11 protein-coding genes are annotated in these 11,756 nt (G+C 71.0%); 8 read left to right on the forward strand and 3 right to left on the reverse strand.

Going from position 1 to position 11,756, the window contains the following annotated elements; all coding sequences use genetic code 11:
* Positions 1-110: 110 nt before the first annotated feature.
* The 5 genes from D458_RS36165 (at position 111) to D458_RS0129430 (ending at position 3,599) form a co-directional block, all read left to right on the forward strand.
* Complete coding sequence (locus D458_RS36165) at positions 111-620, forward strand: hypothetical protein (RefSeq protein WP_017590302.1); 510 nt, start codon at positions 111-113, stop codon at positions 618-620.
* Positions 617-1,741, forward strand: a complete 1,125-nt coding sequence (locus D458_RS36170; protein WP_017590303.1) for a hypothetical protein — start codon at positions 617-619, stop codon at positions 1,739-1,741. Before D458_RS36165 ends, D458_RS36170 begins: the two co-directional genes overlap by 4 nt.
* Positions 1,738-2,676 carry a hypothetical protein gene (locus D458_RS0129420; protein ID WP_152521286.1) on the forward strand — a complete coding sequence of 313 codons (939 nt, stop codon included), beginning with the start codon at positions 1,738-1,740 and terminating at the stop codon, positions 2,674-2,676. The genes D458_RS36170 and D458_RS0129420 overlap by 4 nt, the downstream gene beginning before the upstream one ends.
* Positions 2,677-2,745: 69 nt before the next feature.
* A complete protein-coding gene (locus D458_RS0129425; protein ID WP_017590305.1) occupies positions 2,746-3,339 on the forward strand; it encodes a hypothetical protein in 594 nt (197 codons plus the stop codon).
* Positions 3,279-3,599, forward strand: coding sequence for a hypothetical protein (locus tag D458_RS0129430; protein ID WP_017590306.1), 321 nt, complete (start codon positions 3,279-3,281; stop codon positions 3,597-3,599). Before D458_RS0129425 ends, D458_RS0129430 begins: the two co-directional genes overlap by 61 nt.
* Before the next feature lie 263 nt (positions 3,600-3,862).
* Here D458_RS0129430 and D458_RS0129435 read toward each other — a convergent pair whose 3' ends face one another.
* Positions 3,863-6,436: an AMP-binding protein gene (locus D458_RS0129435; RefSeq protein WP_083936466.1), complete on the reverse strand. Its 2,574-nt coding sequence runs from the start codon at positions 6,434-6,436 to the stop codon at positions 3,863-3,865.
* Between the two features lie 75 nt (positions 6,437-6,511).
* Between D458_RS0129435 and D458_RS0129440 the strand changes: the two genes are divergently transcribed.
* Positions 6,512-7,705: an MFS transporter gene (locus D458_RS0129440; RefSeq protein ID WP_017590308.1), complete on the forward strand. Its 1,194-nt coding sequence runs from the start codon at positions 6,512-6,514 to the stop codon at positions 7,703-7,705.
* 148 nt (positions 7,706-7,853) lie between these two features.
* Here D458_RS0129440 and D458_RS0129445 read toward each other — a convergent pair whose 3' ends face one another.
* Together D458_RS0129445 and D458_RS0129450 are read right to left on the reverse strand one after the other, a co-directional pair.
* Positions 7,854-8,339, reverse strand: coding sequence for an NUDIX hydrolase (locus D458_RS0129445; RefSeq protein WP_017590309.1), 486 nt, complete (start codon positions 8,337-8,339; stop codon positions 7,854-7,856).
* 11 nt (positions 8,340-8,350) lie between these two features.
* The gene (locus tag D458_RS0129450; RefSeq protein ID WP_017590310.1) at positions 8,351-9,001 is read right to left on the reverse strand and encodes a TetR/AcrR family transcriptional regulator; all 651 of its coding nucleotides are present in this window, start codon (positions 8,999-9,001) and stop codon (positions 8,351-8,353) included.
* Positions 9,002-9,118: 117 nt separating this feature from the next.
* Here D458_RS0129450 and D458_RS0129455 point away from each other — a divergent pair, with 117 nt between their 5' ends.
* Positions 9,119-10,243, forward strand: coding sequence for a hypothetical protein (locus D458_RS0129455; RefSeq protein ID WP_017590311.1), 1,125 nt, complete (start codon positions 9,119-9,121; stop codon positions 10,241-10,243).
* A 146-nt stretch (positions 10,244-10,389) separates the two neighbouring features.
* Entirely contained in the window at positions 10,390-11,754 is a 1,365-nt protein-coding gene (locus tag D458_RS0129460; RefSeq protein WP_051049814.1) for a methyltransferase family protein, read from the forward strand.
* The last annotated feature ends 2 nt before the right edge of the window (positions 11,755-11,756 follow it).

An 11,756-nucleotide genomic window follows, 5' to 3' on the forward strand; every position in this document is an offset into this window, starting at 1 on the left:
CCGGGCGGGCTGGTTCCGCCGCCGGGTCCGGGTCCTGCGCTGGGGGGACCCCGGGGCAGGGCTCCCCGTGGCGGCGGTCCCTGCCCTGGGCGGTCCCGGGCGGGGCGCTCGTGGCGGTGGGGATCGGGCTGTACACCCTGCCGCTGCTCGGTCCGGTGACCGGTGCGGTGCCGCTTCAGCTGTGCGGGTTCGGGGCGGCGCTCGTCGTCTACGGGCTGGGCCTCGGCGTCCAGGCGCTGTACCTCCACGCCGAACACGCACCCGTGCACCACGCTCCACGGATGTTCCGGCCGGTGCCGCGCTGGTCCGTCTACCTGGTGCTGGTCGCGGGCCTGCTGGTCCCCGGCGCGCTCCTCCTGCTCTTCACCCTGTTCTTCCCTCTTCTCCCCGACGGAGAGCGCCGGCACGGTACCGCCGAGGTCGTGGACTACGAGTGCGCCTCCCACGGGCGCAGCTGCACCTACCGCCTGACCGTGGAGTACGAGGCGGACGGGCTACCGCACCGGGGCACGATCCGGGTCCGGGAGCCCGCGGCCGCCGAGGACCTGATCCGCGCGGCCGAGGCCCCGGTGAGCTGGGACAGTACCGACCCCTCCGACGTCCGCTGGGAGAAGCGATGAGCCGCGACCTGCCGCCCGGTTTCGTGGAGTTCACGAACGAGCTGGCCCGGACCCAGAGCAAGGACCGGAGAGGTGAGGGCTCAGGCTGCCGCGACGGTCTGTTCATCGGCGTGTTCGTCTGGATGGTGGCCCTCCTCCTCTCCTTTCCCGCGGGGGCCGCACTGCGCCAAGTGGCCTTCGACGTCGGGCCGACCCGCACCACCGAGGCCGAGGTGGTGCGGACCGAGTACGGGAATCCGGTGGTCCGGTACACCACCGAGGACGGTGAGTCCGTCCACGCCCGGCTGTTCGACAGCCCTCGCGACGACGGCTCCCGGACCCTGGAGGTGGTCTACCGGGTCAACCATCCGAAGGACGCGATCGCGGCCGACCACCCCCGGACCTTCGCGGGGCCGGTACTCCTCCTGCTCTTGGCGGCCTGGGTGCTGTTCGAGCTGTTCCACCGGCGCGGGCTGCGCGCCGGGTGGTTCTGGCGGCGTGCCCGAACCATGGTGAAGGGTCCGCTGACCCGCTCCGAACAGCGCAGGCCGCTGAACCGGCGCCCCGGTGTCTACCAGGGGAAGGACCGCGTGGTCCACGCCCCCTGGGCCCCGGGTGTCGTAGGGGCGGCGCTGACCCTGGGCGGCCTGGTGATGCTCGGTGCGGCCCTGGTGAGTTCCCCCGAGATCTGGGCGATGTTCGCATCCGTAGCCCTGGCCTTCGGGGTCAGTTTCCTGCGCGGAGCTCTCTACCAGTACGCCGACACCGCCCCGGTCCCGAACCCGCCGCGCCCCTTCCGGCTGCTGCCCCGTGGCGCGGTCCGTTGGGCGTCCCCCGTGCTGCTGATGGCCGCGATCGTCGTCACGTTCTCGGCCCTGCCGCTCGGGAACGAGTCCGAACCGCCCAGCTCCGGGGTCGAGGTCCCCGGTCGGGCGAGGATCGTGGACGACGGCTGCTCCCAGGTCAGAAGCGGATCCGCCTGTGAGGCGTACGTGGTGCTGGAGTACCGCGCGAACGGGATGGACTACCGGGAGCGGGTGGTCGTCGACCTCCTGGGGCTGGACGAGTTCGTCGCCCGGGAGACGGTCGCCGTCGCCTGGGACCGGGACGACCCCAGCCAGGTCAGGCTGGTGGGCCCGTGACCAGGAAGCGTCGTTCCAACAGGCCCCACCGGACCCCGGAGTGGCAGCTCAGGAAACTTCGGGACCGGGGGCCCTTCCACGGTCAACCGATCCCTGAACCGCCGTCCGCCCCGGAGACACCGCCCGGAGGGCCGCTGCGCCGCGCCTGGCAGCGGGTGATCGGCCCGGTCCTGCTGGCAGTGTTCTCCTGCGGCATCGCCCTGTTCCTGGTCGCAGGGCTGCTGGGGGAGTCGCTCCAGGGGCGAGCCGAGGAGGCCGCCTTCGAGGAGCGGGCCGTGAGCACGGCCGCGACGGTGGTCGGGGTGGTGCGCGGCGAGGCCGAGGTGGTCTTCCTCACCGAGGAAGGAGCCACGGTGCGGACGCTCCTCCCAGGCTCCTTCACCCCTGACGACCCCCGCGAACTGGTGGTTCAGTACCTTCCGGAGGATCCGAACCGCGCCTATCGGGAGGACCACCGCTGGTCATGGCAGGCCGTGCCCGCCGCGCTGGGGCTTCTGGCGGCGGTCGGCCTCGGTGCTGGCGGCTTCCTGCTGTTTCGGCGCCGCTTTCGTTCCCGTTCCCGAGCCGACTCCGGCCCTCGCTCCCGATCCGGTTCCCGGCTCTGGGGATTCTGGCTCCCGTTCGTCCTGCTCATCTGCGGGATCCTCAGCCTCCCGGTGGGGTTCGCGGTGCATACCGGCCTTCGCTACGCCGCCCTGGCCGACTCACACGTGGTGGACGCCCCGGTGCTCGATACCGGTCGGGAGAGCGGTAGCCGTGGCGGCTGTCGCGGGTTCGTGACCGTGGAGTACGAGGCACACGGTCTGCGTTACGAGGACCGTATCCGGATCTCCTGCTCCGACATCGACGACTACCGGGAACGGGAGACGGTCGCCGTGGAGTTCGGTGCCACCCGCCCCGACGTGGTCCGCCTGGTCGGCCGACCGCCTTTCTGACCAACCCGATCCGCTGGCCTTCTCCGCGTCTTCCGCGGCCCCGCCCCTGCCCTGAACGGAAAGTTCCCCGTGAGACGTCACGTCCCCTTCTTCCCGCTGATGTCCCGGAAGGACTCCCTCTGGCTGAACCTGTTGGGTCTGCCTGTCCTCGGGGTCGTCCTCGTGATCGGGGTCGCACTCGGGGTTCACGATCTGCAGACCCGGATCGCCTACGAGACGGACGCGCTGACGGCGCCGGGCACGGTCGTCGAGATCGTGGCCGGCTCCCCGGTGGTGGAGTTCCTTCCTGAGGAGAACGGCTTCGTTCCCGTGGTCACCACGGCGCGGGGAACGTTCGAGCGGGGGGCCGAAACGGACGTGGAAGTCACCTACCTGGCCGGTGACCCCTCGGAGGCAGCGCTCGAGAACGGGATGTGGATCCCCCCGATCCTCTGGGGCGCGATCGCTCTGGCGGTGGCGATCGCCGTCATGCTGCTGGCCCCTGAAGGGCCGCGAGTGGTTCTCTACCGGCTCCGCCGCAAGGCGTATCAGACCGGGCCCACCGCCACGGGAGAGGCGGCCCGCCGAGCGGTCCGGTGGCGGCGTTGGCTCACAGCTGGATCATGTGGTTCTGGATCGGCTTCTTCGGGCTCTTCCTGCTGGCGATCCCGGTCGGCCTGTTGATGGGCGGCGATCCGAGGAACCCCCAGGAGGGCGAGGCCAGGGTCACCGCCCTCGGTTGCACCCCGGTGTACAGCGACAGGGGCTGCGGCAGAGGGGCCGTGATCGAGTACGAGGTGGACGGCCTGCCCCGTACCGAGTGGGTCCACCTGGACGGGCACGGGGTGCGGGTGGACCAGACCGTCGACATCGTCTGGGCGGAGCGGGACCCGAGCCGTGTCCGCCTGGTACTGCCCGACCAGACGAGTGATTCCGAGGGGTGAGTGGTCCGAGCACGAGGCGGGGGAGCCCATGGGCATGCTGTGACGCAAGACCTGAACTCCCTCGCCCGCGCGCTCCACGGACACCACCCGGCGGACATGTTCGGGGCCGCCCCCGGCCTGACCGCCCAACGCCCCACGGCGGACCCGCTCCGGGCGGGGAGACCGGATGCTCCAACGGCGCCCGGCACTGACCGCAGCGACCTGGCGCAACGACCGCACCGGGCAACCGGTCCCGCGACCACTGACCCTGCGGAAACACTCATCTAGGGGATCATCCCGTGCAGGGCGGTGCGATCGACCTTGCCGACCGGTGTCTCCGGCAGGCGGGAGACGGGCGTGATCCTGATCGGCCCGGCGAACGCTCCGGCCAGCTCACGCGGGTCGTGGTCACCGGCCCCCGGCTCAACGACCACGAAGGCGTGCGCGGTCCTCCCGGCGAACACCACCTTCACCCGGCGGAACTTGCCCGAGCACAACAGGATGTTCTCCACCTGGCGGCTGGTGAAGCTCCGGCCGTTGACCTCGGTCACCTCACAGATCCCGTCCTGGCGCAGGAGACGGCCACTCACGTGCAGACGTCCGTGAGCGTCGACCCAGCCGATGTCACCGGTGTCGGTCCATCGCGACTCCCTCGGCTCCGAACCGACGTATCCCACCATGGAGGTCGGTGTGCTCACCCAGACGCGCCCCTGGCTCCCGCTGGGCAGGGTCCGGCCCAGCGGATCACGGACGGAGATCTCGGTACCGGGCAAGGGCATGCCGACACAGTCGGGGGCCTCCGCGTCGGCGGCGGCGGTGAAGCACGAAAGGAGCACCTCACTCAGTCCGTACCCCTGGGCCAGGGGGCGCAGGAAAGTCCGCTCGAAGTCGTCGCGCAGCGCGGGGAGGACGGGGTCGTCCCCGCAGATGCTGACCGTCCACCGGGACAACCGGAGGCCGGTGTCGCCGGTGCGTTCACGCTCTCGCCACTCCTCGACCAAGGAGTGGAAGTGTGTGGGCACGCCGACCGCGTGCGTCACCCGGGTCCTCGACAGGGTCTCCAGACCCGTCCAGTGCGCCGGGGGGAGCACGACGGCGCAGCCCGCGTACAGCGCCGAGGGCAGCACTATCCCCGAGGCGAAGGCGTGGTACAGCGGAAGGAAGAGGGCGACCCTCTCGCTTCCGTCCAGCCCGACGGCGTCGGCTGTGGAGCGGCCGCTCGCCGGCAGGGAGCCGGCCGGATGCTGGACCAGCTTGGGCCGACCGGTCGTGCCCGAGGTCGCGAAGGCACAGCCCCCGGCGTGGGGGGAGAGCACCGACGGATCGAGGTGGCCCCGAGGGGGCTCATGCGCTCGCAGCGTCAGGGTGGGGCCCCACACCGGTGGCGGAGCCGCGTCTTCGGGCAGGAGGAGGACATTCGCACCGGCGCGAAGCGCCGCCAGGAAGGTGACCACGGAAGCGGAGTCGTGGGCCATGGCCAGGGCCACACGGGTTCCCGAGGCGATCCCCTGTTCCTCGAGGAGACGGGCGCGTTCATGGACCTCGCGGGCCAGTTCGGTGTAGGTGAGTACCGTGTCCGCGTTCACGATCGCGGGCCCGTCGGGCCGGTGCCGCGCCGCGTGGAGGATCACCCCGTCGAGGCTCCGGGGGTCCGGACGCGGTGTCGTGGTCGCACGGCCGCCGCCCGCCTTCGCCCTCGCCGGTTTCCGCGCGTCACCGTTGCGGCTCCCGAAGTCGTGTTCCAGGGCGTAGGACCACACACGGGTTCCGTAGTCCTTCAGCTTCGGGGGGTGGAGGCCGGTGGCGCGGATCGTCGCCGTGTTGTCGAACTCGGGCACCCCGGTGTCGAGGAAGGGCAGATAGGTCGAGATGAGCCGCGCCGTGCGCTTCAACCGTGACGAGGCCAGGCCGGGGGGAGCGGACTCGGCCCGTGCGATCAGCTCAGGCGGGAAGAACCGCAGGTCGAGACCGCTGTGTTGGCCTTGGTGCGCACCCACTGCGGCCCGCACGCTTTCGTAGACCTCCCGGACGCTCGGTGCCCCCGCGCCCGCGGTGACGTGGAACGTCTCCCCCGGCGGCGCGTCCGCCAGCGCGGTCATGGCCCTGGCGACGTAGTCCGAGGGAACGATGTCCAGTCTGTGCCCGGGTGTGGCCGGGACGAAGGGGAGTGTCCCCCTGGCGTAGGAGCGGACGAAGTTGTATACGGTGTCGAATCCGAAAGCCCTGCCTGTCCTCGACGAACCGACGATAATCGATGGGCGGTAGATGAGGAAGGGTATTTCTGATTCACGTATGAGCTGTTCGGCGTGCGCCTTCGAACGCTCGTAGGTGTTCCTGAACCGCTCGCCCAGGTCTGCCGGAACGGGTTCGGCCACGGGTTTTCTTGTTGTGGCGACATACGCGGTAGAAACGTAGTGGAGAACTCGAAGGGATCCGTCCTCCCGAAGTTTGCGGCAGGAATGGACAAGATTGTTCACAGTTTCGACATTGGCTTCCCTGGCCTGCTCCGCCGACATGGAGAAAGAGATGTTCGAAGCGAGGGAGTACAGGTCTTCCACGCCTTCGAGCAGGGAGGATCCCAGGCTGTCGAGCCCGAGGTCACGTTGCGTCAGATCGACGCGTGCGTAGGAGATGCGTGATCTGTCGAGGTCGCTCAAGGGTCCGAGGGACCAGTCCACGGCCTCGTCCAGGCGCGCCCGCAGGTGCCCTTCCGAATCCGCCCGGGCCATGAGTAAGAACTTTGTTTCCCTGTATTCGTGAAACATGGTGGATAAAAGTTCACGACCAAGGTGGCCGGTGACGCCGATGATCGCCACGCTCCGCGGGGGCCGCGAAACAGCTTCAGGGGGGTTGCGCATGGAGATAAGTTAGGGATAGATTTTTCCCGTGTCAATGGGATGTGCACCGTTTATTCTTATTATCAAGGTAGTCGAATGAAAGAAAAGGTCACCCCCAAGCGTGCGCTCGGGGCTGTTTTCATCACGGTCTTCGTCGACATGCTCGGGTTCGGAATGGTCGTTCCGATCCTGCCGACCTACGCTCGTGAATTCGACGCCTCGCCCGCCACCATCGGCGTGCTCATCGCGAGCTACTCGCTGGCCCAGTTGTTGTTGGCACCGGTGGTCGGACGCGCCTCGGACCGCTGGGGCCGGGGTCCGGTCATCGCCGCCACGGCCGCGGGTGGCGCCGTCGCCTACCTGACGCTCGGCTTCGCGAGCACCCTGCTCCTGGTGTTCATCGGACGGATCCTGTCCGGGGCCTGCGCGGCGAGCACCGCCGCGGCCCAGGGCGTGGTGGCGGACGTGTTGCCCCCCGAACGCCGCGCGGGCGGGATGGCGGTCGTGGGTGGCGGGATCGGTCTGGGGATCGTGCTCGGGCCCGGGATCGCGTCACTGCTCGTGGCCTTGGGCGACGAGCGGCTTCCGTTCTTCGCGGCCGCGGGCTTGTGCCTGGTCAACATCGTCTGGGCGCTCGCGGCCCTGCCGCGTGGCACCGGGACCCCGAGCGGGGGGCTGGGGGTGCGGAGTCTGCGCGCCTTTCCCGGCCTGTTCCCCCTGCTCGCCCTCTCCGGCCTGATCATGGTGGGTTTTTCCATGATCGACTCCCAGTTCCCGCTCTTCACCGCGGACCGGCTGGGCTTCGCCGAGGTGGAGAACGGTCTGCTGTTCATGTACGTCGGGGTGCTCATCGTCCTGGTCCAGCTCACCGCCACCCGGTGGCTGTCGAGCAGGATCGGCGAGGTCACCCTGATCTCGGTGGGTGCGCTGGTGCTCGCCCTGGGGGCCCTCCTGGTTCCGTTCACCCAGGACTGGTGGCACGTGGCGCTGCCCGCCGCCCTGGTCGCCGCGGGCAACGCCACCTACGCGCCGACCACCATGGCCGCGCTCTCACGGGTCACTCCGCAGAACCGGCAGGGGGAGATCTTCGGGGTGTCGCAGTCCGTCAACGCCGGTGCCCGGGTCATCGGCCCGCTCCTCGGCGGCTGGCTGTTCCAGCAGTACGCCCCGTCCGCTCCCTACTTCGCGGCGGCCCTCGTCCTCGCCCTGGCGACCGTCGCGGCGTGGTCGATGCGCGGCGCGTCGAGATCCTGGTGGCGCACCGAAACGGTGTCCCCCACCGCCGGATGACATCTGTCATCGGCCGAGTCGCGCGGATCGCGGTGCCGACCGGTGATTCGTGCGTCTGCCGAGCGCCCGGGCCCTCGACCCGGGTTCGAGGCACGAACAGCGACGGCCGGCACCCCCGGAAGCACTCGTCCGGGCCCGGGTGCTCCGGTCAGCGCAGTTCGCGGGCGGCGGCCAGGCCCTTCTCGACGATGTCCCTGATGAAGTACTCGCCGGGGTCGCGGGAGTCGCGCAGCAGGTCCAGCCCGGTCTCGTCGACCCACATGAACTCGGTGTGCTTGTCCGCCTCCAGGGTCGGGTCGGCCAGGTCGCCGTCCACCCGGACCAGGTAGTCCACCTCGCTGCGGGTGCGGCCGTCGCCCGGGTCCCAGTCCAACCGGTACAGCTCGGCCACCACCGCGGACAGCGTCCAGCCGGTCTCCTCGTGGACCTCGCGGGCCAGCGCCTGGAGCATGGTCTCGCCGTCCTCGACGTGACCGCCGACCACGTCCCAGCAGTTCGGGAACACCTTCCGGGTGGCCGACCGGCGCTGGGCGAACGCGTTCCCCCGGTCGTCGACGATCACGGCCCCGGCGACCCACATCCGGCCGTCGGCGGTGTCGGGGAACTCGATCCCCTCGGCGATCTCCACGTTCACACTGTTCTCCTTCACGGGGCTTGCCTGGGTTCGGTCCCGCGGCGGGGCAGGCGCAGGGTGAGCAGTCTGGCGCGCGGGGCGAGCGCTCCGGCCAGTTCGAACACGCCCTCGGTGCGGCTCTGGTCCTCGTCCAGCACCGAGAAGAGGTTGACCCCCAGGTAGAAGGTGATCGCCGCGTACGCGACCTCGCGTGCGGGAAGCAGCTTCCCCAGGGGCGAGCCCCCGAGCACACGATCCCATTCCCCCGCGATGAAGTCGATCCAGGGCTCTGAGCGCTGGTTGATCTCCGTGCGCAGCTCGGGTTTGGTGACCGCCGCCGCGACCAGCTCGGAGAACTCGGCGATGTAACCGCGTTCCAGGTCGATCCGGTAGATGCGGGTGGCGACCTCCACGAGCTCCTCCAGGGTGCGGGCCTGCCCGGCGAGCTCCCGGTACATGGCCATGCGTTCCAGGCTGGAGCGGTCGAGGGCCGCGAGCAGCAGCTGGTCGACCCCGCCGAAGTGGTAGAAGACCAGCGCCGAGTTGGCCTCCGCCCGGGTGGCGATCGCCCGGGCCGACGCACCGGCGTACCCCTCCTCGCGCAGGATCTCGCTCGCCGCCGTGAGCAGGCGTTCCTTGGTGTCGGCACTGTTCCTGCGGCCTGCGCCGCCGCTCCTGGCCATGGTCCTCCCTCTGGGTCGGCCTTCATCATACGGTTTAATCGAGTGATTAAACCGTGTGCTTTAATCATGGCGTCAAGAAAGTTCGCGGGATCGTGCCACAGCAAGGAGCCCCCCACCGTGACGCAGCCACCCGAACCACCCGAACCCCGGGAACCGGCCGAGCCGACCGCGTCGGACCAGCCGTCCGAAGCCGACCGGCGAGCCGACCGGGAGGCCGCCGAGCGCTACGCCTCCGGCCGCCCGCTCAGGGACACCAGGGGGAGGCAGAGCGATCTCCCCAGGCCCACGCCCGCCCGGTGGATCCTGGCCGGGGTGGTGCTCGCGGCCTTCGTCGGCCTGCTCGCCGTCCGGGTGACCAGGTTCGGCGGCCTCGACCAGACCGCCCTGTTCTACGTCGGACTGCCCGCACTCCTGGCCCTGCTCGTCGTCTTCGGCTGCCGAGCACGCAGCGCGGTCGGCGTCGCCATGGTCGTCACCACCCTCGGCCTGCTGCTGGCCGGGCCGCTGCTCGGCGAGGGCATGGTCTGCCTGGTCATCTCCGCGCCGCTCATCTACGGGATCACAGCCCTGGTCACCTGGTTGGGCGTCGCGCTGTTCCGGTCCGACCAGCGGCACCCGAACGCGCTGGTCGCGGTCCCGATCCTGTTCGCCCTCACCATGGAGGGGATCGGCGGGTTCTCGCTGCTGCCGCGCGAGGACACCGGCACGGGTTCGGTGCTGGTCGAAGCGGCCCCCGCCGACGTCGCCGCCGCCCTGGCGGCCCCGCCCGAGTACGCGCCCCCGAGCGCCCTCCTCCTGCGCGCCGTCCCCTTCCCCGAGCCGGTCGAGGCGGTCGGCGAGGGCCTGGCGGTGGGCGACACCCGCCTCGTCCACTTCACCCCGCGCCGGACCCTCGCGCTCGGCGCCGAAGCCACCCCGCGCCACCTGGAGCTGGAGATCGTGGAGAGCGAGGTGGGCGACGACGGGGGCCGGGTGGTCTTCGAGGTCACCGAGGACACCGCCTTCGCCAACTGGATGGAGATGGAGCGGGCCGTGGCCACGTGGCAGACGGAGGCCGTGGCGGGTGAGGCCGACCGGACCCGCCTGACCTGGGAGATCGACTACCGGCGCACCTACGACCCCTCCTGGTACTTCGGGCCCGTGCAGGCCTACGCCACGGGGCTGGCCGCCGACTACCTCGCCGGGACCTTCCGGGACGCCGCCCTGGCGCCCGCGGAGTCCGGAGAGGAACCCCGGCCGTGATCCCCGAGCTCACCACCGGGCTCGTGACGGAGCTCCCGTTCGGGCCGGGCCCCGCCCTCGCCCGGGGCCTCGCCCCCGCCACGGAGCTCCCCGCCCTCCTCGCCCCCGCCACGGAGCTCCCCGCCCTCCTCGTCCGCGGCGCGGGCCTGCTCCTGCCGCTCCTCGTGATCATCGGGCTGTGCCTGTGGCGGGCGCCGAGTCGGAGGGAGACCGCCACGATGATCGTGGCCTCCGGCTGGGCGCTGCTCACCCTCGTCCCGCTGAACCTGGTCGCGCAGCGGGCCGGCTGGTGGTCCTTCCACGCCGAGGGCGCCGTGTGGCAGGGGATGCCGGTCGACCTGCTGCTCGCCTGGGTCCTGCTGTGGGGTGCCCTGCCCGCCCTCATGCTCCGTCTGCTGCCGGTCCCGCTGGTCACCGGGCTGCTGGTGTGGCTGGACGTGATCCTCATGCCGCTGGCCGAACCGGTGGTGGTGCTGGGGGCGCTGTGGCTGCTCGGTGAGATCCTGGGCGCCGCACTGTGCCTGATCCCCGCGCTGATGCTGGCCTTCTGGACCCGGCGCCGCCAGTTGGTGCACGCCCGGATGTGGGCGCAGGCGCTGCTCGCCTTCGGGCTGATGGTCGCCCTGCCGCTGTACGTGCTGGCCACGGTGCCGTCCCTGCTGTCCGGGCTGTCCGGGCTGCCCGGGCTGACCGGCGGGGTGGTCGGGGGACCGGCGGCCGGGGAGCCCCTGTCCCCGGCGGAGTCGTGGCTGGCGGGCGGGGTCTGGGCCCGCGCCGCAGCCTCACCCGAGGCCCTCACCGTCGGCGTCCAGCTCCTCGCCCTGCTCTGCCTGCCCGGTCTGGCGGCGGCACGCGAGTTCGCGGCGGTCGGAAAGGGGACCCCGCTGCCCTACGACCCGCCCGAACGCCTGGTCACCAGCGGCCCCTACGCCTACGTGCGCAACCCGATGCAGCTCACGATCGTGCTGCTCTACCTGGGGCTCGGCGCCCTCCAGCCGCCGCTGCTGGTGGGAGCCCTGGCGGCCTTCGCCTACGGGGCCGGGTTCGCCTCGTGGCACGAGGGAGGTCAGCTGCGGGCGGCGTTCGGGGCGGAGTGGGACACCTACCGCGCCGGGGTGCGCGCGTGGCTGCCGCGGTGGCGCCCGTGGGCCGGCCGGGCCCGGGGCACGCTGTACGTCGCGATGGACTGCGGCATGTGCCGGGGCCTGGGCAGCTGGTTGGCGGTGCGCGGGCCCACGGCGCTGGCGATGCGCCCGGCCGCGGACCACCCGGAGGTGCTGTACCGGCTCACCTACGAGAGCGAGGAGGGTGTCCGGTGGAGCGGGGTGGCCGCTCTGGCAAGGGCCCTGGAGCACCTCGCCCTGGGGTGGGCGATGGTCGGCTGGGCCCTGTCCCTGCCGGTGCTGCGCCACTTCGCCCAGTTGTGCGGGGACGCCTTCGGTGCTGGTCCGCGCCCTTCCAGGAAAACGCACGAAACTGTTTCACCAGCTGTTGCGGTTGCCAATACCTGACA

Source organism: Nocardiopsis ganjiahuensis DSM 45031, assembly GCF_000341085.1.
Classification (GTDB): domain Bacteria; phylum Actinomycetota; class Actinomycetes; order Streptosporangiales; family Streptosporangiaceae; genus Nocardiopsis; species Nocardiopsis ganjiahuensis.

Bases quoted from the DNA above. Each gene is read 5' to 3' on its own strand.
- D458_RS0129440 (WP_017590308.1), top strand. From the start codon at position 6,512: ATGAAAGAAAAGGTCACCCCCAAGCGTGCGCTCGGGGCTGTTTTCATC.
- D458_RS0129435 (WP_083936466.1), bottom strand. From the start codon at position 6,436: ATGCGCAACCCCCCTGAAGCTGTTTCGCGGCCCCCGCGGAGCGTGGCG.
- D458_RS0129430 (WP_017590306.1), top strand. From the start codon at position 3,279: ATGTGGTTCTGGATCGGCTTCTTCGGGCTCTTCCTGCTGGCGATCCCG.
- D458_RS36170 (WP_017590303.1), top strand. From the start codon at position 617: ATGAGCCGCGACCTGCCGCCCGGTTTCGTGGAGTTCACGAACGAGCTG.
- D458_RS0129450 (WP_017590310.1), bottom strand. From the start codon at position 9,001: ATGGCCAGGAGCGGCGGCGCAGGCCGCAGGAACAGTGCCGACACCAAG.